This is a genomic window from Thermocrispum sp., from assembly GCF_002919275.1.
GTDB classification, from domain to species: Bacteria; Actinomycetota; Actinomycetes; order Mycobacteriales; family Pseudonocardiaceae; genus Thermocrispum; species Thermocrispum agreste.
The window spans coordinates 53,799-73,516 of the sequence record NZ_PKFA01000065.1 but is presented as its reverse complement, the minus strand read 5'-3'; the positions used below and the strand labels follow the sequence as shown (position 1 = coordinate 73,516).

General features: G+C 67.6%; 16 protein-coding genes and 1 tRNA gene. 13 read left to right on the top strand and 4 right to left on the bottom strand.

From position 1 onward, the window contains the following. Nucleotides 1-89 precede the first annotated feature (89 nt). The 3 genes from hisD (at nucleotide 90) to CXP56_RS17315 (ending at nucleotide 3,390) form a co-directional block, all read left to right on the top strand. A complete protein-coding gene (gene hisD / locus CXP56_RS17325; RefSeq protein ID WP_286901973.1) occupies nucleotides 90-1,409 on the top strand; it encodes a histidinol dehydrogenase in 1,320 nt (439 codons plus the stop codon). A gap of 146 nt (nucleotides 1,410-1,555) precedes the next feature. Then, nucleotides 1,556-2,977 (top strand): RtcB family protein, encoded by a 1,422-nt coding sequence (locus CXP56_RS17320; RefSeq protein ID WP_286901972.1) that lies wholly within the window; start codon nucleotides 1,556-1,558, stop codon nucleotides 2,975-2,977. Then, a complete protein-coding gene (locus tag CXP56_RS17315; RefSeq protein WP_028847255.1) occupies nucleotides 2,974-3,390 on the top strand; it encodes an archease in 417 nt (138 codons plus the stop codon). The genes CXP56_RS17320 and CXP56_RS17315 overlap by 4 nt, the downstream gene beginning before the upstream one ends. A 79-nt stretch (nucleotides 3,391-3,469) precedes the next feature. Here CXP56_RS17315 and CXP56_RS17310 read toward each other — a convergent pair whose 3' ends face one another. Further along, nucleotides 3,470-4,051, bottom strand: a complete 582-nt coding sequence (locus CXP56_RS17310; RefSeq protein ID WP_028847254.1) for a TetR/AcrR family transcriptional regulator — start codon at nucleotides 4,049-4,051, stop codon at nucleotides 3,470-3,472. A 142-nt stretch (nucleotides 4,052-4,193) separates the two neighbouring features. On the opposite strand from CXP56_RS17310, the gene CXP56_RS17305 reads away from it, so the two are divergent. Together CXP56_RS17305 and CXP56_RS17300 are read left to right on the top strand one after the other, a co-directional pair. Next, nucleotides 4,194-5,747 carry an MDR family MFS transporter gene (locus tag CXP56_RS17305; RefSeq protein WP_051310062.1) on the top strand — a complete coding sequence of 518 codons (1,554 nt, stop codon included), beginning with the start codon at nucleotides 4,194-4,196 and terminating at the stop codon, nucleotides 5,745-5,747. Between the two features lie 106 nt (nucleotides 5,748-5,853). Continuing rightward, nucleotides 5,854-5,931, top strand: a tRNA-Pro gene (locus CXP56_RS17300). A gap of 289 nt (nucleotides 5,932-6,220) precedes the next feature. Here the strand turns inward: CXP56_RS17300 and CXP56_RS17295 are convergent. Next, nucleotides 6,221-7,108 carry a LysR family transcriptional regulator ArgP gene (locus CXP56_RS17295; RefSeq protein WP_028847253.1) on the bottom strand — a complete coding sequence of 296 codons (888 nt, stop codon included), beginning with the start codon at nucleotides 7,106-7,108 and terminating at the stop codon, nucleotides 6,221-6,223. Here CXP56_RS17295 and CXP56_RS17290 point away from each other — a divergent pair. Further along, nucleotides 7,097-7,831 carry a LysE/ArgO family amino acid transporter gene (locus CXP56_RS17290; RefSeq protein WP_342665103.1) on the top strand — a complete coding sequence of 245 codons (735 nt, stop codon included), beginning with the start codon at nucleotides 7,097-7,099 and terminating at the stop codon, nucleotides 7,829-7,831. The two genes, CXP56_RS17295 and CXP56_RS17290, sit on opposite strands and share 12 nt — an antisense overlap. Here CXP56_RS17290 and CXP56_RS17285 read toward each other — a convergent pair. Beyond that, nucleotides 7,812-8,972, bottom strand: a complete 1,161-nt coding sequence (locus CXP56_RS17285) for a hypothetical protein (protein WP_286901971.1) — start codon at nucleotides 8,970-8,972, stop codon at nucleotides 7,812-7,814. The genes CXP56_RS17290 and CXP56_RS17285 overlap by 20 nt on opposite strands. A 49-nt stretch (nucleotides 8,973-9,021) precedes the next feature. On the opposite strand from CXP56_RS17285, the gene CXP56_RS17280 reads away from it, so the two are divergent. Then, nucleotides 9,022-9,729 (top strand): TetR/AcrR family transcriptional regulator, encoded by a 708-nt coding sequence (locus tag CXP56_RS17280; protein ID WP_051310060.1) that lies wholly within the window; start codon nucleotides 9,022-9,024, stop codon nucleotides 9,727-9,729. 33 nt (nucleotides 9,730-9,762) lie between these two features. Here CXP56_RS17280 and CXP56_RS17275 read toward each other — a convergent pair whose 3' ends face one another. Next, entirely contained in the window at nucleotides 9,763-10,479 is a 717-nt protein-coding gene (locus CXP56_RS17275) for a GntR family transcriptional regulator (RefSeq protein ID WP_084609115.1), read from the bottom strand. Nucleotides 10,480-11,005: 526 nt separating this feature from the next. Here CXP56_RS17275 and CXP56_RS17270 point away from each other — a divergent pair. From CXP56_RS17270 to CXP56_RS17245, 6 genes are all read left to right on the top strand, one after another. Continuing rightward, nucleotides 11,006-12,277: an NAD(P)/FAD-dependent oxidoreductase gene (locus CXP56_RS17270; RefSeq protein WP_028847250.1), complete on the top strand. Its 1,272-nt coding sequence runs from the start codon at nucleotides 11,006-11,008 to the stop codon at nucleotides 12,275-12,277. Between the two features lie 13 nt (nucleotides 12,278-12,290). Beyond that, complete coding sequence (gene pruA / locus CXP56_RS17265; RefSeq protein WP_028847249.1) at nucleotides 12,291-13,937, top strand: L-glutamate gamma-semialdehyde dehydrogenase; 1,647 nt, start codon at nucleotides 12,291-12,293, stop codon at nucleotides 13,935-13,937. Nucleotides 13,938-13,964: 27 nt separating this feature from the next. After that, nucleotides 13,965-16,004: an FAD-dependent oxidoreductase gene (locus CXP56_RS17260; protein ID WP_028847248.1), complete on the top strand. Its 2,040-nt coding sequence runs from the start codon at nucleotides 13,965-13,967 to the stop codon at nucleotides 16,002-16,004. Nucleotides 16,005-16,024: 20 nt separating this feature from the next. Continuing rightward, nucleotides 16,025-17,386: an FAD-dependent oxidoreductase gene (locus tag CXP56_RS17255; protein ID WP_028847247.1), complete on the top strand. Its 1,362-nt coding sequence runs from the start codon at nucleotides 16,025-16,027 to the stop codon at nucleotides 17,384-17,386. 18 nt (nucleotides 17,387-17,404) lie between these two features. Beyond that, on the top strand, nucleotides 17,405-18,166 hold the full coding sequence (locus CXP56_RS17250; protein WP_028847246.1) for an SDR family NAD(P)-dependent oxidoreductase: 762 nt from the start codon (nucleotides 17,405-17,407) through the stop codon (nucleotides 18,164-18,166). An 88-nt stretch (nucleotides 18,167-18,254) separates the two neighbouring features. Then, nucleotides 18,255-19,619, top strand: a complete 1,365-nt coding sequence (locus CXP56_RS17245; protein WP_286901968.1) for an MFS transporter — start codon at nucleotides 18,255-18,257, stop codon at nucleotides 19,617-19,619. The last annotated feature ends 99 nt before the right edge of the window (nucleotides 19,620-19,718 follow it).

Genomic DNA, 19,718 nt, shown 5'->3' with positions numbered 1-19,718 from the left:
GAGTCGAGTCGACGCGCGGCGCGCAAGCGCAGGCGTGGCGATTCCTCCCAATCCGACTGCATCCCGGTAGTGTTCAGGAGCTTGCATTCATGGCGTACGCACTCAAAAGTCCTGCTGGCTGCCGCTCCGCGCAGACAGGTGACCCTGCGGTGACCGAGGCCGTCGCCGCTGTGATCGCGGACGTGCGCGAGAACGGCGACGACGCTGTCCGCCGCTACTCGGAGAAGTTCGACGGCTGGTCACCGGCGTCGTTTCGGCTGTCCGACGACGACATCGCGCGGATCGTGGCGTCGGTTCCGACCACTGTGCTGGACGACATCCGATTCGCCCAGAGCCAGGTACGGCAATTCGCCCAGGCCCAGCGGGACTCCATCCGGGACTTCGAAGTGCAGACCCTGCCAGGTGTGTTCCTCGGGCAGCGGAGCATTCCCGTCCGTGCCGCCGGCGCGTACGTGCCGGGTGGGCGCTATCCGCTCACTGCGTCGGCGCACATGACGGTGCTGACCGCGAAGGTGGCCGGTGTCGAGCGGGTGGCGGCGACAACCCCGCCGAGCGAGGGCGGGCCGCCGCCAATCACGGTCGCGGCCATGTATCTTGCGGGTGCCGACGAGATCTACGTGCTAGGTGGCGTGCAGGCGATTGCCGCGCTTGCGTTGGGCACCGAGACGATCGAGCCGGTCGACATTCTCACCGGTCCGGGCAACGCCTTCGTCGCGGAAGCCAAGCGTCAGCTGTACGGCGAGGTGGGTATCGACCTGTTCGCCGGTCCGACGGAAACCCTGATCGTCGCCGACGAACACGCCGATCCCTTCACCGTCGCCGTGGATCTGCTCAGCCAGGCCGAGCACGGCCCCGATTCCCCGTGCGTGCTGATCACCACCTCGGAGGCGATCGGCAAGGCGGTGTTGCGGTGCATCGACGACCTTCTTCCCGGCATGCCCACCGGCGAGGTCGCCACTGCGGCCTGGCGCGACCACGGCGAGGTGCACGTCGTCGACACCCTTGAGGAGGCCTACGCGATGGCGGACAGCTACGCGTTCGAGCATGTTCAGGTCATGACGCATGAGCCGCGCAAAGCCCTCGACGCGATGCGCGACTACGGGGCCCTCTTTCTCGGTGACCGCACCTGTGTGCCGTACGGCGACAAGGTGATCGGCACCAACCACGTCCTGCCGACCCGGGGCGCTGCCCGCTACACCGGCGGCCTGTGGGTGGGGAAGTTCCTGAAGACTGTGACGTATCAAGAAGTGCGGGACAAGATGAGTTCGGCCCAGCTTGGCGAGATCTGCGGTCGGCTGTCCAGGGTGGAGCGGTTCGAAGGGCATGCCCGCTCCGGTGACTTGCGCGCCGCCAGATTCGGTGGCGGCCAGATCGACTGGGCCCGCCTGGACGAGCTGACGAAACGGTGAGTGACAACGACCTTCGGTTCGCTTGCCAGCACCTGGCGGGCGTGTGCGAGCACAGCGGTTACCGTGAGGCTGAACCGTCCGCAACGGATGAGTGGACTCGTCGAGCGCTCGGTTCTCGGGGTTTGCGTCACGACGGAGTGTCCAGGATGAAGCTGATCGAGGAGACGCCTTACCGGTTCCGGATCGACCCGTCCGGCGACATGCGCGTGCCGGGCGTGGTCTTCGCGTCGAAGCGGCTGCTGCCCGAGGCTGCCGGGGATCAGTCGCTGCAGCAGGTGGCCAACGTCGCGACGCTGCCGGGGATCGTCGGCGCCTCCTATGCCATGCCGGACATCCATTGGGGATATGGCTTCCCGATCGGTGGTGTGGCGGCTACGGACGTCCGTGCCGGGGGAGTGGTCTCGCCCGGCGGTGTCGGCTTCGACATCTCGTGCGGTGTCCGACTGCTCGGTGCAGACCTCAGCCGTGCGGAGTTCGCGGAGGTCCGCGACAAGCTGATGGACGCACTGGCCAGGAAGACGCCGCGCGGGGCCGGCAAAGGCGCGATCTGGCCCATGAAGAGCCGTCGCGAACTGGAGCGGGTGCTCACCGGCGGCGCGCGGTACGTGGTGGAGCAGGGCAAGGGCAGTCAGCGGGATCTGGATCGATGCGAGGAGTTCGGGGCGGTCTCCGACGCCGATCCGGGCCAGGTCAGCGACCGCGCGGTCGAGCGTGGGCTGGCCCAGCTGGGCAGCCTCGGCTCGGGGAATCACTTCCTCGAGGTGCAGGCGGTCGAGCAGGTCCACGACGAGAAGATCGCGGCCGCTTTCGGGCTGCGCGAGGGCCAGGTGTGCGTGATGATCCACTGCGGCTCGCGCGGACTCGGCCACCAGGTCTGCACCGACCACGTGCGTGGCATGGAACGGGCGATGCCCAAGCACGGCATCCGGGTGCCGGATCGGCAGCTGGCCTGCGTGCCGGTCGAGTCCGCGGAAGGCCGTGCCTACCTCGGGGCGATGGCGGCCGCGGCGAACTACGCCAGGGCGAACCGGCACCTGCTGGGGCTGGCCGCGGCCGAGGTGTTCCGCACCATCACCGGACGCGGCCTGGAGTTGATCTACGACATCTCGCACAACCTGGCCAAGCTGGAATGGCACCAGGTCGGCGGCGAGCGGCGGGAGCTGTGCGTGCACCGCAAAGGTGCCACCCGCGCATTGCCGCCGCGGCATCCGGACTTGCCGCCGGATCTGAGCGAAGTGGGCCAGCCGGTGCTGATCCCGGGCTCGATGGGCACCGGCTCGTACGTGCTGGCCGGTGTGCCCGACGGCGGGGCGTTCCATTCGACGTGTCACGGCGCTGGGAGGGTGCTCAGCCGCACCCAGGCGGTGAAGTCGGTCGACGTCACGAAGATGCTCGATCAGCTCGAGCGGCGGCACGGGATCGCGGTGCGTGGTGCCTCTCGCCGTGGTCTGGCGGAGGAGGCGCCGGAAGCGTACAAGGACGTGTCCGAGGTGGTGTCGGTCGCCGAACGAGCCGGCCTGTGCCGGATCGTCGCGAAGCTGGTCCCGCTGGGTGTGGTCAAGGGATGACGAGCGAGCGCGGACACCGCATCGTGCCGCACACCGCGGACATCCGGATCGAAGCGTGGGCGCCGACGCGTGAGGCGTGCCTCGCCGAGGCGGTGGCCGCGATGGTCGGCAGCTTCGCCGACATCCGCGCGCAGCCGGAACGATCGGTGTCCGCAGAGCTTGCCGCGGACACCGACGACGACCGCCTGGTCGCTGTGCTCGACCAGGTGATCTACGTGCTGGACACGGAGAACGCCGTCGCGGCCGGCCTGACGGTGGACATCGGGTCACGGATGCTGCGAGTGGTCATGCCGGTCGCGGATCTGGAGGGCGTGGAGATCATCGGCGCGGTGCCCAAGGCCGTGGCACTGTCCGGGCTGAGCATGGACCATCGCGACGGTCGGTGGTGCGCGGCGGCCATCATCGACGTATAGCCGCTCTGCCCGGGTCGCGCGCGGCTCCCGCAGGAGAGCCGTTCCGTGTGATGTCGGCAGTACCGGGTGCAACGAATGCTCAAGCGATGTGCACGCGATCAAGTGCCCGATTGATCACGTCGACCAGGGGTTCCTTGCCGCCCTGCTCGAACCACAGCGTCCCGGCGGTGCGCAGCACCGTCATGAACGTCGTGGCGGTGAGCCTGGCGACTTCGTGGGTCATGCCGGGCTCGCGCTCCTGGAGGACGGCGGCGATCTCCCGGGCGAGTGCGAAGTGGTCGGCTGCCTGCCTGGCCATCAGGGACGGATGCCGCATGAGCAGCCGGAACTGCTCGATGCGGGCAAGATCGGGTGTGCTCTTCTCGCCGTAGAGCTGGAGCGCGCTGCGCCGAAGGGCGAGCCACGCCTTCTCCCCCGGAGGCCGGCCGCGCAGTAGGTCGAGCAGTTTCCTGGTGCGTTCCCGCTCCGCGTGCAGGATGGCCTCTTCCTTGTTGGCGAAGTAGTTGGAGAACGTGCGCCGGGAGACACCGACCTCGTCGGCGATCTGCTCCACGGTGACGTTGTCCAGCCCCTCGCGAAGCGCGAGCTGCAATGCGACCTCGTGCAACGCCTGCCGGGTCGCCGCCTTCTTCCGATCGCGGAGGGACTCTGCGGTCGCCATGAGAGCACCTTATTCGATATGGCTTATTTCACTCTGCGAAAGTTTGCTCAGTGGGAAACGTTCGCCCGCCCGGCGGCGTTGTGCATCACGGGGGAACAGCCGCGTCGATGGGAAGGAGCCGGATTTGGACACACCAGAGGTGATGGGGCGACGGCAGGTGCTCGAGTCGTTGAGCGGGCTGCTGCTTGTCCTGTTCGTCGCGATGATCAGCTCGACGGTGGTGTCCATCGCCCTGCCGCGCATCATCGGCTCGCTCAACGGCTCGCAGACCCAGTACACCTGGGTGGTCACCGCGACGCTGCTGGCGATGACCGCGAGCACGCCGATCTGGGGCAAGCTGGCCGACCTGTTCAGCAAGAAGCTGCTGCTGCAGATCGGCATCGCCATCTTCGTGCTCGGCTCACTGTTCGCCGGGCTGTCCCAGAACGTCGGCCAGCTGATCGCGGCCCGCGCGTTCCAGGGTCTCGGCGTCGGCGCGTTGCAGTCGCTGGTCCAGGTGGTGATCGCGGCGATCATCCCGCCCCGGGAACGCGGCAAGTACAACGGCTACCTGGGCGCCGTGATGGCGCTGGCGACGGTCGGTGGGCCACTGCTCGGCGGGCTGATCGTGGACGTGTCGTGGCTCGGCTGGCGGTGGTGCTTCTTCGTCGGCGTGCCCATCGCCGTGATCGCATTCGTCGTTCTGCAGAAGACGCTGCAGCTGCCCACCGTGCGGCGCCCGGACACCACGGTCGACTACCTGGGGGCGTCGCTCATCGCCGCCGGTGTCAGCCTGCTGCTGATCTGGGTGTCCTTCGTCGGCAACTCGTTCGCCTGGCTGTCGTGGCAGACCGCGGCCATGGCAGGTGGGGCAGTGGCGCTGCTGGTGGTGGCCGTGTTGGTCGAGGCGCGGGTGGCCGAGCCGGTCGTGCCGCTGCGCATCGTGACCAGACGGACGCCCGCACTGGCCATCCTGGCCAGCATGGCGGTGGGCATGGCGATGTTCGGCGGCGCGGTGTTCCTCGGGCAGTACTTCCAGGTGGGCCGCGGCTATTCGCCCACCGAGGCCGGGCTGCTCACGATCCCGATGATGGCCGGGATGCTGGTGTCGTCCACCGTGTCGGGCCGGTTGATCAGCCGGACGGGCAAGATCAAGCCGTACGTGATCGCCGGGACGGCGATCCTGGTGCTGGGGTTCGTGGGGCTCGGCCTGATGGACCACGCCACCCCGCTGTGGGAGGTCGGCGGTGCCATGGTCGTCGTCGGCATCGGCGTCGGCATGACGATGCAGAACCTGGTGCTGGCGGTGCAGAACGCGGTTCCGCTGTCCGACGTGGGTGCGGCCACCGGCGCCATCACGTTCTTCCGGTCGCTCGGCGGCACCGTCGGCGTGTCGGTGCTCGGTGCGGTGCTGGCCAACCGGGTCACTGCCGATCTGTCCGCGGCCTTCGGCGGGACCGGTGCGTCGCTCGGCGGTTCGGGCGGGCCCAGCGCGCTGAACCTCGAGGCGTTGCCGCCGCAGGTTCGCGAGGTGGTGCAGTCGGTCTACGGGGACGCGACCGCGCACATCTTCCTCATCTCGGCCGCGGTCGCGGTGGTCGGCGTGATCGCCGCGCTGCTGCTCAAGCCGATCAGGCTGCGCACCACGTTGGACATCGAGTCCACGCCGGCGAAGGAAGTGGCAAGGGCCGAGTCCGTTCCGGCTTCGGCGCGCTGACCGTTTCCGCTGCCGCTGCGGACGCGCGACGCAGGGATGCCCGCGTCAGCGGCGACGACGGCCGGTGCGCTATCGTGGAGCGCGCACTCCAGGACGCGGGGTGCGGCGGGCTGTGGCGCAGCTTGGTTAGCGCACTTGACTGGGGGTCAAGGGGTCGCAGGTTCAAATCCTGTCAGCCCGACCATCGAGACGCCTCAGGACATCGGAACCCCTGGATCTACGGGTCGTAGGTTCGGGGGTTTCGTGCTCTCCGGAGGCTGCAAGAGCCGCAGGCACACCCGGGCGTGCGAACATGACCGAGACGATACGCAGATTGATCTCGGTCATGTCGGGCAAGCGAGAACAGCGTCGAGGTCGTCTCGCTCACGGCAGAAGGGAGACGGTGACTGGGCAGTCACACCGGACAGAGCCTTGGTCACGGGGGAGCCCTCCGGCCGGCCCAAGTGGCCACTTGTGGCAGCAGGGGGTGGCGTTCAAGCGCTGTCTTCCTGCCGGTGCATCTCGGATCGAGCGGCCGCCTTGACCATGTCGGTCAGCGTGTCGAGTGCCGGGCTGCGCAGACGCCACCGCTGCCAGAACAGATCGACGTCGACCGGCCCGGTGCCAGGAATGCACACCAGATCGCCGTGCTGCAAAGCGGGGACGAGCTGGGGGACAGGAATCAGGCCCCAGCCGAGGCCGGCACGGACGGCCTCGAAGAAGTCGGCCGAGCTGGGAACCCGATGGATCACGCGGGGCCGTGACGCTTGGTGGGCGGCGAGGACGGTGTCCTGGAGCCGGTCTTTCTCGTTGAACACGAGCATCGGCATGGCGGACCAGTCCACGTCCGCACCGTGCTGATGCTCGGCGAGCAGTTCCGGGGATGCTGCAGCCCGGTAGCGCAGCGAGCCGAGAAATTCGACGTTGCATCCCTGCACCGGCCTTGGCTCCTTGGTGACCGCGGCGAGGACTTCGCCTCGGCGAAGCAGCTCGTGGGAATGCCCCTCGTCCTCGACGGCGAGCTGGAGTGCAGTGTTGCGGAGCCGGCCGATGGCGGACAGCACCGGCCGGAACCACGTCGCCAGTGAGTCGGCGTTGACTGCCACCCGCAGCTCCACGACGTCGTCGTGCCCCAGTTCCGCACCGGCCTCGGCCGTCAGCATCCGCAGCTGCTGGGCGAGCCGGAGAAGTGGCGCGCCGGCGTCGGTGATCTCGGCGGGAGTCGTCCTCCGGACAAGCACCTGGCCTGCGGCTGATTCCAGCGCGCGGATGCGCTGGCTGACCGCGCTGGGGGTGAGGTGCAGCCTGCGGGCTGCGGCCTCGAACGATCCGTCCTCGGCGATCGCGAGCAGCGTTTCGAGCTGGGCGGGGTGGAAGCGCACGAGCTCAGTGAAGCACAGCTTCAAATACTGAAGAATCTTTCGCTGAACTGTTCCCGATCGCGCCTTAGCGTGGAATGCGTGCTCGTTCCTTTCGGTGCCGGGTTCCTGACCGGGGGATCCCTGATCGTCGCCATCGGAGCTCAGAACGCGTACGTGCTGCGCCAGGGGATGACGCGAAGCCACACCGCCGCAGTGATCGCCGTGTGCGTGGTGTCCGACATCGTTCTGATCACTGCCGGTGTCGCCGGTGTCGGGACAGCCGTCGCCCACGCTCACTGGCTCATCGACGCCGTCACCTGGTTCGGCGTCGCGTTCCTGTTGTGGTACGCGGCGAGTTCGCTCCGCCGGGCGTTCTCTCCGGGCGCGTTGATCGCCACCGACGGGAGGCCGGTGGGGGAGTCCCGTGGCCGCGTCATCGCCCGGACCGTTGCGTTGACCTGGCTCAATCCGCACGTTTACTTGGACACCGTGCTGCTGATCGGCTCGATCGCTGCCACGTACGACGCTGCCCACGGTGCGCTCGACGGTCGGTGGTTGTTCGCCGCGGGCGCGGCAACGGCCAGCGTCGTGTGGTTCACCAGCCTCGGGTTCGGGGCACGCAAGCTCGCACCGCTACTGGCCCGCCCGCGCGCATGGCAGCTACTCGAGATCGTCGTCGCCGCCACGATGCTCCTGGTCGCGGCCAAGCTTGTCCTCGCCCGGGTCACCGCACCAGGCGCGTGACGTCCCGAGGAAGCCAGTGCTCGGTCAGGAGCTTGAACATGGCTCCGGCGTCGGCCGCAAGATACCGCACCAGGTTCCAGGTGTGGAAGTAGCTCAGGTAGTAGGCGGACATCGGTGAGGGTTTCATGGCGGGAACCACGGCGGTGATCTCGTCGTCGTCGTAGAGCGCCCACTGCGCCAAATAGTCGGCGATGTCGTCGTTCGCCCGGCCCTCGGCGGCCATCAGGGCAGCGTTGGCCCACACACCCCACAGCATGTTCTTGGCCAGGTGGATGTCGGCGACATCGCTTCCGTCGTACTCGATCCCGGTGTCCGGAAGCACTGTGTGGCGAAGCCATTCCGTCGCTTCGGTGCCGGGGAAGATGACGGACTCGGCGGCCAGCCCGATGCCTTCGCCGAGCGCGAGAGACGGTGAGAAGAGGAAACGAATTCGCTGGTCGAGGCGGGTGGCTCGACGGATCTTGGTGCGTGTCTCGGCGATGTGGCCCGGGTGGCTTTCGTGGGCCACGTTGTAGATCAGATCGGCGACGTTGAAGGGTCTGCCGGCGTTGACGAAGATCGTCGACGGCGCGGTCGGCCGGTACAGGCCGGCGAAGTGGAAATGAGCGTCAGGCACGACCTGACAGTCGACGGCGTCGTCGGGCTCGATGCCGAGGATTCGGCGAGTACGCACTCGGCACTCGTGATCTGTCTTGAGGACGAGACGTTCCATCAACCGAAGATCGGTGACCGAGTAGTGCCGCTGCCACGCCTGGTAGCGCTCCGCCAGGGACCCGTGCCGGGGCGGCAGCGCTCGGTCGAGCAGTTCGTGGGCGTGTTCGAAGATGGTCTCGGGAATCCACTCCGCCGGCAGGCCGACGATCGCGTCCACCAGGTCGCCGAAGGGCATCGGCTGCCCGGTCGTGAATCGCGCGACTGCCTTCATTGCGTCGAGATGGGCGACGAGGTGCGGCGAGTCTGCGTCAGCCAAGAGCTCGTCTGCCTCGTCGATCAGCAATTCCGCCGCAGTGGGCTCTTCTGCCGCCACCTGTGATTGCCACTCTGCCGGACCGTAGTAGAGCAGGGCGCTGCCATGCAGCAGGCGATTCAGTCGTAACGCGAGGAAGCAGTAGCGGCGCTGCCAGTCCTGATCGTCGCTCATGCACCTGGAAAGTAGTCGTACGGAATTCCGTACGGTGTACGGTGGAACCATGGACTCGGTTTGGTTCCGAACGGAACCCGCTCACCGGCCCCGGCTCTCCCGGAAACGCATCGTGCAAGCCGCCGTCGGCCTGCTCGACGTGAGCGGGCTGGACGGCTTCTCGATGCGTGCGTTGGCCCGGCGGCTCGGCGTGGCGCCGATGTCGGTGTACGAGTACGTGTCGGGTCGGGAGGACGTCTTGGACTTTGCCCTCGACGCGGTGATCGGGGAGATCGAGCCGGCCGCGGACGGTATGCCGTGGCGGGACGCTGTGCTGGAACAGCTGTGCCGGATGCGCGAGGTCATGCTCAGGCACCGCTGGATGCCCACGCTGATGTCGACGCGGCCGCTCATCGGCCCGAACGCGCTGCGTCGTTCGGAGCGGTTTCACGCCTCGTTGATCGAAGCGGGGCTGACGGGCGCCACTCTGGTCGCGGCGGTCGGCGCACTCACCAACTACGCGATCGGGTTCGCGGCGGCGGAAAGCTCCTGGTGGGCCACGGTGCGCACACCCGAAGGTGACAAGCAGATCCGTTCGGCGGTCGCGGAACATCTTGCGGCTCACGCTCCGCTGCTCGCCCAGCATGCTCCGGTCGAACTCGACGATTTCGACGAGCAGTTCAGGCTGGGCGCCGAGGTCATTCTGGACGGAATAGCGATGCGATCGTCCGGCGGTCGGTGCCGATCTGGGAGCCGCGACGACAGTGACCGATCGTGATCACACCCTTCGACGTCGCGTGGCGGTGGGCGATCACACGCGGCCGACGCTGGACTTGGTGCGCGCCAATGCCTCGCGAATGGCGGTCTTGGCCTTCTGGTACGAAGTCCGCACGATGTCAGCGGCAGCGTCGCTGTCCCGATTCCGTACTGCTTCGATGAGGTCCGGCTTGTAGTGCCACAGGCTGACGTTGCCCTTCTCGCTGGCCTTGCTCGCCCAGACGACCTTGTACGGGCGACACCTGTCCCACAGGCCCCGGATGAGGTCGACGAGGACAGTATTGCCCGAGGCTTCGTACAGCGCGCCGAGCAGGAGTTCGTCCTGGTGCAGGGCCTCGGTGACGTCATCGTTCCGGGCAGCCTGCTCGAGCAGCTCCCAGTGTTCCTGCATACGGTCGGCCACCACGAGCGGCGCCGCCCGTGTGCCGAGCCGAGCGCATTCGCCTTCCAGCAGGATGCGCACGTCGTAGGCGTGTTCGAGCTCGGTGACGTCGAGTTCGCGCACGGTGGCGCCTTTGTAGGGCTCGTGCACGGCGAGGCCGGATTCCACCAGTCTGCGTACCGCCTCGCGCACCGGCATCACGCTTGTGCCGACGCGGTCGGCCAGATCGCGGATGCGCAGTCGGTCGCCCGGAAGCAGTTCTCCGTTGATGATCCATCCGCGGAGCAGCGCGAAAACCTGATCGGCAAGGGGAGCGGCGACGACGGGTGCCGCCGGGTCCGCCTGTCCGGGATCGCGTAGGTAAGCCACAAGACGATCCTACCGCGCGAGATCTGTTATCACATCGGGTTGACTGTGATGTGTGATCACATTTACCGTCGTCCGTGTGACGAACCCCGGTTCGGGTGATCGGGCCACGGTTCGGGACGCGGTCGGCGGATCCCGACCACGGCCCGGGCTGCCGACGTTCCGGCAAACCGACCGTGACTCGGGCGGCCGAGGCACCGGCGAACCGAGCACAGGCAGTCCGGGTCGATGGCACCCGGCGCCCGGTCGTCCGGACCGCGCATCGGGTGACGGGCGTGCGGGTGCACCGAACGACAGTTCGGGTGACCAGAGTTCGGGGGCACCCGCAAGCGCCGGGTGGACCTGGGATTCGGGTGCACCGAGGTGCGGTGTTTTGGACTCGGTTCCGGTGACCGGAGCACTGCCGACGGGGAACCCCGGATGTCCCGGCCCGCTAGGGAGTGCAGGACGTGCCGCCTGATCCGCGCGAGCGACGGGCGCCGATGTGAAGGGAGTACTACGTGACTGGCGAGCTGGCGGGAGCCGCCCGATGACGATCGTGGTCATCGGCGCGGGCGTCATCGGACTGGCATGTGCCTACGAGCTGTCCGATCTCGGTCTCGAGGTGACCGTGCTCGACGCGGGCGCGGTGGGCGCAGGAGCTTCGGCTGGCAATGCCGGGTGGATCACGCCGTTTTTGTCAGTCCCCCGGGCCGCGCCAGGCGCGGTGCGGGACGCGGTGCGTAGCCTCTTCAGCTCTGCAGCTCCGGCACGTCTGCGCCCGCATCTGGAGTGGGATTTCGCCTCCTGGGTCATGAGGTTCCTGCGGGCCTGCTCCAAGAGGCGAAGCAGCCGGGCAACGGCCGCCCTCCAGGCCCTCGCCCGTCACGCCCATGAGCACGTCGACTCGCTCCTCGAGCGCGGCGTCACCTTCGAGCACCACACCGAAGGGCTCGCCGTGGTGTTCAAGCGCGCCGCGAATCTTCAGCAGTTCCGGCGGCTGACCGATCGGATGCGCTCGCTGGGCTACGTCGGCGAGATCGAAGTCCACCGCGGCCAGGACATCGTCGCCTTCGATCCTGCCCTCCGCCCGGACCTGGCGGGAGTCGTCCACCTGGTCTCAGAGCGGCATGTACGCCCGGAGACGCTGACTGCCGGGTTGGCGAAAGCCCTGGCAGCCAACGGCGGCGCGGTCATCGAGCACGATGCGGCCGTCCGGCTCCAATCGCGACCCGGTGGGAAATGGACCGTCGACACCTCGGAGGGCCGGCAGCTCGAAGCCGACCAGGTCGTGGTCGCCGCGGGATACGCATCGCGCGCCCTGCTGAAACCACTGGGCGTGCCGGTTCCGCTGGAAGCTGCGAAGGGCACCAGCATGACGGCCTACGGCCGGGGAACGGCGCCCTCTCATCCGCTCAAGCTCTACGAAAGCATGGTCGCGTGCTCGCCGTTCGGTGGTGCGGTCCGGCTGTCCGGCACGTTCGACATCGGACGCCGTGACTTCGAACTCGACCGCAAACGCTTGGACACGGTCGTCCGCGAAGGACTGTCCTACCTGAAGACCTGGCGGCCCACCGAGATCGACGTCGAGTGGGTTGGTCACCGCCCGACGACCGCGGACGACCTGCCGGTGATCGGGCCCGTGCCCACCCACGAAGGCCTCTACCTCGCCACCGGGCACGGCACGCTCGGCGTGACGCTCGGGCCGGTGACCGGGGCCTTGGCCGCCCGCGAGATCGCCCAGCGAACCGAGCATGCCCTGCTCACACCGTTCCGTCTCGACCGTTTCGGCGTGCGTATCCGAACCCCCGAGCTCGTGTGATTGGAGCAGCCCCGTGATTGGTGTCAACCATCCCGTGCAAGGAAACTTCCGCGTACCGGCTCCACAGAACGAGCCGGTCCGGGAATACCGGCCGGGTTCGCCCGAGGCCGAGTCGCTGAAGGCGGAGATCAAGCGGCTTTCCGAGCTCACCCAGCCGATCCCGCTGGCCATCGGCGACAAGGTCTTCGAAACTGAGCGGTCCATGCCGGTCGTGGTGCCCCACGAGCATCGCCGAGTGATCGGCAGGCTCAGCCTGGCCGACGAGCAGCACGTCCGCGACGCGATCACGGCCGCGTTGGAAGCACGGCACGAATGGTCCCGCCTGCCGTGGTGGGAACGCATCTCTGTGTTCCTGCGCGCGGCCGAGCTGTTGACCGGCAAGTACCGCGACGAGGTCAACGCCGCCACCATGCTGAATCAGTCCAAGACGTTCCACCAGGCCGAGATCGACGGCGTGTGCGAGCTGGCCGACCTGCTGCGGTACAACGCCTACTACGCCGAAGAGATCTACACCCGGCAGCCCCGTTCGGTGCAAGGCGAGAACAACTACCTGGACCAGCGGGGGCTGGAAGGCTTCGTGCTCGCCGTCAGCCCGTTCAACTTCACCAACATCGCCGGCAATCTGCCCGCCATGGCGGCGATGATGGGCAACACCGTGGTGTGGAAGCCGTCGGAGAAGTCCGCGTTGAGCTCGGACGTCGTCCGGCGGGTCTTCGAGGAAGCAGGGCTGCCGCCCGGCGTCATCAACACCGTGCACGGCGATGGCAAGCTCGTCACCGACGTCGCCATGGCCGACCCGAACTTCGCCGGATTGGCCTTCGTCGGCTCCACCCAGGTGTTCCGCGAGCTGTGGAAGAAGGTCGCCAAGAACATCGACATCTACCGCAACTACCCGCGGCTGGTGGGGGAGACCGGTGGCAAGAACGCGGTGGTCGCCCACCCGTCGGCCGATCTGCAGGCCCTGCTCACCGGTCTGACCAGGGGCGCGTTCGAATTCCAAGGACAGAAATGCTCGGCCGCGTCGCGCGCCTACATCCCGCGCAGCATCTGGAAGCGGTTGAAGGACCGGCTCGCCGAGCAGACCGAATCGCTCGTGGTAGGTGACGTCGCTGACCACCGCACGTTCCTCGGCGCGGTGATTGACGAGGCCGCGCACGACCGCCTGGCCGACGCCATCGCGCGGGCGAACTCGTCCGGAACCCACACGGTGGTGGCCGGTGGGACCACGTCGAAGGAAGTCGGGTACTTCGTGCGCCCGACCATTTTCGAGACCACCGACCCGATGGCCTTCACCATGACCACGGAGTTCTTCGGGCCGCTGCTCACGGTGTACGTCTACGAGGACCGGGACTGGCTGGACACCTTGAAGCTGGCCGACCGGACCAGCCCCTACGGTCTGACCGCATCCGTCTACGCCACCGACCGCAAGGCGATCAACGAGGCACTGGACGTGTTGCGGGACGCCGCTGGCTATCTGGCGATCAACGACAAGTGCGCCGGGATGCTGATCGGCAGGCAGCAGTTCGCGGGTGCCCGGGCGTCCGGCACCAACGACAAGATCGGCTCACCGTTGGCCCTGCAGCGGTGGGTGAGCGGTCGGTTCATCAAGGAGAACCTCGCGCCCGACACCGACTACCGATACCCGTACATGGGCGTCTGACGCCTACCCGCGCAACGGAGTAGACCCATGGCAACGACCGATCCGCTGCTCGATCCGTTCCGGCTCAAGCACCTGCGGCTGAGGAACCGGGTGGTCAGCACGTCGCACGAACCCGCGTACGCCGAGGACGGGATGCCGAAGGAGCGGTATCTCCGGTACCACGAGGAGAAGGCCAAAGGCGGTCTTGCGCTGACCATGATGGGTGGCGCGGCGTGCGTCGCCCCCGATTCACCCGCCTTCGTCAACAACATCGCGCTGTATCGCGACGAGGTGGTCCCGTATCTGGCTGCGATCGCGGACGCGGTGCACCAGCACGGTGCGCTGGTCATGTGTCAGGTGACCCATGCGGGCCGCCGCACCAGCAACTACGCGGGCGACTGGCTGCCGGTCGTCTCGGCATCGGGCGACCGAGAACCCCAGCACCGGGCCTTCCCGAAAGTCGCCGAGGACTGGGACATCGAGCGGATCGTCGCCGCCTACGCGGACGCCGCCGAGCGCTGCCGGGCGGGCGGAATGGATGGCATCGAGCTCATGGCCAACGGGCATCTGCTCGATCAGTTCTGGTCCCCGGCGACCAACCATCGCGACGACGAATGGGGCGGGGACTTCGAGCGTCGCCTGCGGTTTCCGATCGAGGTGATCCGAGCCATCCGGCGCCGCGTGGGCAACGAATTCGTCGTCGGGCTGCGCATGGCCGTCGACGAAGCGCGACCCGGCGGCCTCACCGCCGGCGACGGAATCGAGATCGCGCGCCGCCTGGTCGCGGAGGGGATCGACTTTCTCAGCGTGATCCGGGGCAGTTTGGACACCGACAACAACCTGTCCAGGGTCATCGCCCCGATGGGCACCCCGGCCGCGGCCCATCTCGCGTTCGCCGGAGAGGTGAAACGGGCGCTGGACGTTCCGGTCATGCATGCCGGGCGGATCAACGACCTGGCGACGGCCCGGTACGCCATCGCAGAAGGTCTGCTCGACATGGTCGGCATGACCCGGGCGCACATGGCCGATCCGCATGTGATGCGGCGGGTCGCTGCCAAGGAGGAAGACCGTATTCGGCCGTGCGTGGGTGCCGGCTACTGCATCGACCGGGTGTACGAGGGGGCGGACGCCCTCTGCGTGCACAATGCGGCGACCGGACGGGAGTTCCAGCTGCCCCACACCATCGAGCCGAGCAGCAGCCCGAAGACCGCGGTCGTCGTGGGTGCGGGCCCCGCCGGCCTGGAGGCAGCCAGGGTGCTGGCCGAGCGCGGCCACTCGGTGACCGTGTTCGAGGCCAACAGCCAGCCGGGTGGACAGGTTGCAGTCGCCGCCCGTCTTCCCCGGCGGCGTGACCTGATCGGCATCGTCGACTGGCGCGTGCAGGAATGCGAACGCCTCGGGGTGAAGATCCACTACAACACCGTCGCCGAGTCGGACGACGTGCTGGCGGAGGATCCCGACGTCGTCATCGTTGCCACCGGTGGAATCCCGAACACCGGTGGTGTGGACGGGCCCGCGGATCTGGTGACGGACAGCTGGCAGATCCTGACCGGGGAGGCGAAGCCGAAGCAGTCGGTCCTGCTGTACGACGACAACGGCGATCACCCCGGGATGAGCGCGGCCGAGATGATCGCCACCTCCGGCGCGGATCTCGAGATCGTCACTCCCGAACGCACCGTCGCCCCGCTGGTCGGCAGCACCAACTATCCCGCATACCTGACAGTGTTCGCCGACCACTCGGTGACCACGACGCTCAACACGCGCGTGGTGGCCGTGGAGCGAACCAGCGACCGGCGCATCAAAGCGACGCTGGTGAACGAGTACTCGCAAGCCACCGAGACGCGCATCGTCGACCAGGTCGTGGTCGAGCACGGCACCGTGCCGGTGGACAACCTCTACTTCGACCTCAAGGACCTGTCGGTGAATCACGGAGCCGTCGATTACCCGGCGCTGATCAGCCTGTCGCCGCAACGCATCGTGCGGAACGAGTCCGGTTCCTTCCAGCTCTTCCGCATCGGCGACGCCGTGACCAGCCGCAACATTCACGCGGCGATCTTGGACGCCTACCGCCTGTGCTGGGCGATCTGACCCGGTCGAAAGGAACCGAAGTGTACGACGCAGTTGTCATCGGAGGTGGCCTCGCCGGCCTGGCTGCGGCGCACCGCTTGCGTCACCGCGACATCCTCCTGCTCGAAAAGGGCACCCGCTTCGGCGGTCGTATCCGGTCCGAACGCCGCGGCCCCTACTGGTTGAACTGGGGAGCGCACGTCTACAACGGGCCAGGCTCCGCCACCGGGGCCCTGACGGACGCCATCGGCATCGACTCGGTACCGGTGCCCGGCACCCTCACCGGCCTGGCCATGAACGGGAAGGTGATCACGTCCGGACCGGTCGCCAGCTATCCGTTCCGGGTGCCGATGTCCTGGCGAGATCGGGCCGCCGTGGTCAGGGCGGGCATCAAGGTCCGCCTCGCCGTGATGAGGTACAGCAAGGTCTGCGCGCCGCGAGACGGTGAGGACTACCGCGTCCGGCAGCAGCGCATCTACGACTTCCTCGGAGATCGCACCTTCACCGACTTCGTCGGGCAGCTCCCGGCCGACGCCGACGCGTTGTTCCGGCCTACTGTCAGCCGATCGGCGGGTGATCCGGAGCAGATCTCGGCCGGTGCCGGAGTCGGCTACTTCCAGCTGGTGTGGAGCCGTACCGGCGGACTCTCCCGGAACATCGTCGGCGGGCCGTCGACGCTGACCGAGACGCTCGGCGCCAGCCTCGGACCTGCCGCGAAACTCCAGGCGGAAGCGCACGAGGTCGTGCACGCCAAGGACCACGTCGTCGTGCGCTACCAGCACGCGGGCAAGGAGCACGAGATCAAGGCCCGGTACGCCGTGCTGGCCATTCCCGCTCCGATCGCGCACCGGATCGCCCCGGATCTGGAAGCCGACGTCCGTGCGGCGTTGAGCAAGATCGTGTACGGCCCGTACGTCTCGGTCGCCATTTTGACCAACGAGTCCACGCCCCAGGTGTGGGACGACGCCTATGCGATCGCGACACCGAAGCGGGCCTTCAACGTGTTCTTCAACATGTCCAACACCATCCGGGCGATCGAACGGTCGCGTGGCCGGGGCAGCAGCATCATGGTGTTCTCGCCCGCCCAATTGGCCCGGGCGCTGCTGGACAAAAGCGACGACGAGATTCTCGACGTCTACTACCGGGATCTCGACGACATCTTCCCGGGCTTTCCGTCCCTGGTGGAAGAGGCGCATGTACAGCGATGGCCGCAGGGCCTGGCCTATTGCTTCCCGCGGCGCGGCGAACTCCAGCCAACGCTCACCCGGCGTTCCAGCCGCATCATGCTCGCCGGGGACTATCTCGGCACCTGGTACACCGAGACGGCCGTGCAATCGGGATTCGCCGCCGCCCAGGACATCCTCAGCGCTCTCGCGGTCCCCGCGACGTCGATCGCCTCGTGATTCCGAGCGGAGACAGCCATGGCCGAACTCACCGGCAAGGTTGCCCTGATCACCGGCGCGGCCCGTGGACAAGGCGAGGCCGAAGCACGCCTGTTCGTCGAACGCGGAGCGAAGGTCGTGATCGCCGATGTCCGGGATGTCGAAGCGAACAAGGTCGCGGCCGACCTCGGCGCCGATCGAGCGATCTCGGTGCACCTGGACGTCAGTGACCCGGATCAGTGGTCAGCCGCATTGGCCACCGCGAAATCGGCCTTCGGGTACGTGGACGTGCTGATCAACAACGCCGGGATCTACCACCAGGGGCCGATCACCGAAACGCCACTGCAGACGTACCGGAAACTGATCGACGTCAATCAGATCGGGGTCTTCCTGGGCATGCAGACCCTGGCCCCGCACATGGCGGAGATCGGTCACGGCTCCATCGTCAACATCGTGTCGATTTCGGCGTATGCGCCGCTGGACTACACCGCCGCATACGCCTCGACCAAGTCGGCCCTGCTGGCCATGTCCAAGGCCGCGGTCGGTGAGTTCGGTCCGCTCGGAATCCGGGTCAACATGATCCATCCCGGCGGCGTGTCCACCGAGATGGGCGCGCCGGGCGGCGTGGTGCCAGAGGAGTACGCCAAGGCACCGCTCGGCCGTATCGGACAGCCCGCGGAAATCGCCGCGGTCGCGGCGTTCCTCGCCTCCGACGACAGCTCCTACTGCAGCGGAGCGGAGATCGTCGTGGACGGTGGATGGACGGTCGGCACCCGTAATCCGTGGACCCCGGCGAGGTGAGGCCGCTCGCCGTGACGTCATGCCTGCCGAGAGTCCTCGCGCAGCTTCCCGTTGTCGGTTTCCTGTTTCGGCACCTTCGGAGAATGCCATGGCTCAGTCAGTGATCGACGAAGCACCATATGGTTCGTTCCACCGGAAAATGGTTCTGCTCAGCGCCGGTGGGCCGTTCGTGGACGGCTACGTGCTGACCAACATCGGCGTGGTCAGTGCGCTCATTCAGCAGCAGCTGCGTCTGGACGAGACCGAGTTGGGCCTGGTCGGCGCTGCGGCGCTGGTCGGCCTGTTCGTCGGCGGTCTGGCGTTCGGCCGGGTCACCGACATCATCGGCCGCAAGCTGATGTACACGGTGGATCTGGCGGCGCTGGCGATCGGTTCGGCGCTGTGCCTGTTCGTGCAGGAGGGCTGGCAGCTGATCGTCTTGCGCTTGGTGCTCGGCATCGCCATCGGCGCCGACTATCCGATCGCCACGGCGATCTTGTCTGAATGGCTGCCCCGCAAGGAACGTGGGCGCGCAATGGGGCAGTTGATGGCGTGGTGGTTCACCGGCGCCTGTGCCGCGACGGTGGTCGGCTACGGCATGGTCGAGCTGCTCGGCGACGACTCGTGGCGGTGGGTGCTGGCGAGTGCCGCCGTGCCGACCGTGGTCATCATGATCGCGCGGCGGCATGCCCCGGAATCGCCGCGGTGGCTGGTGGCCAACGGTGAGCGGGACAAGGCGCGCGAGGTCATCAGCACCTCGCTCGGGCACGAGTGCACCGACGCCGAGTTGGACGCGCTCATCTCCGACGAGTCGCCGAGCGGCATGACCTTCTGGAGCGCTTTCAAGAGCGGGTACCTCAAGCGGACGCTGTTCGTGTCCCTGTTCTGGACCTTCCAGATCATCCCGCTGTTTGCGCTCTACACGTACGGGCCCACCATCCTCGCTGCCTTCAAGATCTCCGAGCAATCCCTGCTCGGCCAGGTCCTGATCAGCGTCGTGTTCTTGGTGGGCCTGTTCCCTGCCATCTGGCTCATCGACCGCATCGGACGCCGCCGACTGATCATCTACTCGTTCGCGCTGATGACCGTGCCGCTGGCCGTCCTCGGTGTCGTGCCTGACGCGGCCCCGTGGGTCGTGGTGGTGGCTTTCTGCGCGTACGCGCTGTTCTCCGGCGGTCCGAACATCCTGGAGTGGGCGTATCCGACCGAGCTGTTCCCTACGGAGATCCGGGGCACCGCGGTTGGCATCGCGACTTCGGCCAGCCGGATCGGCGCCGCGATCGGCACCTACCTGCTGCCCTACAGCCTGACGCACCTGGGACTGGGCACCACCATGATGCTCGGCGCCGTCATCACCGCCGCCGGCCTGCTGGTGTGCATCGCCTGGGCTCCGGAAACCAAAGGACGCACGCTGGGTGAAGCGGCTCGGGTCGACGCCCGGCCCATGGCCGATCCGCAGACGGCGATCGGCTGACCGGTGGAATCCGGGCACGGAATCGGTGCCGTGCTGCGTCATGGAAGTCATTGGCGCTAGAAGGGAAGGTCGCGGTGCGGCTTGCCGAGCCGGGGAGGC

Excerpts from the sequence above, each read along its gene's own strand:
- hisD (WP_286901973.1), top strand. The coding sequence starts at position 90 with ATGGCGTACGCACTCAAAAGTCCTGCTGGCTGCCGCTCCGCGCAGACA.
- CXP56_RS17320 (WP_286901972.1), top strand. The coding sequence starts at position 1,556 with ATGAAGCTGATCGAGGAGACGCCTTACCGGTTCCGGATCGACCCGTCC.
- CXP56_RS17315 (WP_028847255.1), top strand. The coding sequence starts at position 2,974 with ATGACGAGCGAGCGCGGACACCGCATCGTGCCGCACACCGCGGACATC.
- CXP56_RS17310 (WP_028847254.1), bottom strand. The coding sequence starts at position 4,051 with ATGGCGACCGCAGAGTCCCTCCGCGATCGGAAGAAGGCGGCGACCCGG.
- CXP56_RS17305 (WP_051310062.1), top strand. The coding sequence starts at position 4,194 with ATGGGGCGACGGCAGGTGCTCGAGTCGTTGAGCGGGCTGCTGCTTGTC.
- CXP56_RS17285 (WP_286901971.1), bottom strand. The coding sequence starts at position 8,972 with ATGAGCGACGATCAGGACTGGCAGCGCCGCTACTGCTTCCTCGCGTTA.
- CXP56_RS17280 (WP_051310060.1), top strand. The coding sequence starts at position 9,022 with ATGGACTCGGTTTGGTTCCGAACGGAACCCGCTCACCGGCCCCGGCTC.
- CXP56_RS17270 (WP_028847250.1), top strand. The coding sequence starts at position 11,006 with ATGACGATCGTGGTCATCGGCGCGGGCGTCATCGGACTGGCATGTGCC.
- CXP56_RS17260 (WP_028847248.1), top strand. The coding sequence starts at position 13,965 with ATGGCAACGACCGATCCGCTGCTCGATCCGTTCCGGCTCAAGCACCTG.
- CXP56_RS17250 (WP_028847246.1), top strand. The coding sequence starts at position 17,405 with ATGGCCGAACTCACCGGCAAGGTTGCCCTGATCACCGGCGCGGCCCGT.
- CXP56_RS17245 (WP_286901968.1), top strand. The coding sequence starts at position 18,255 with ATGGCTCAGTCAGTGATCGACGAAGCACCATATGGTTCGTTCCACCGG.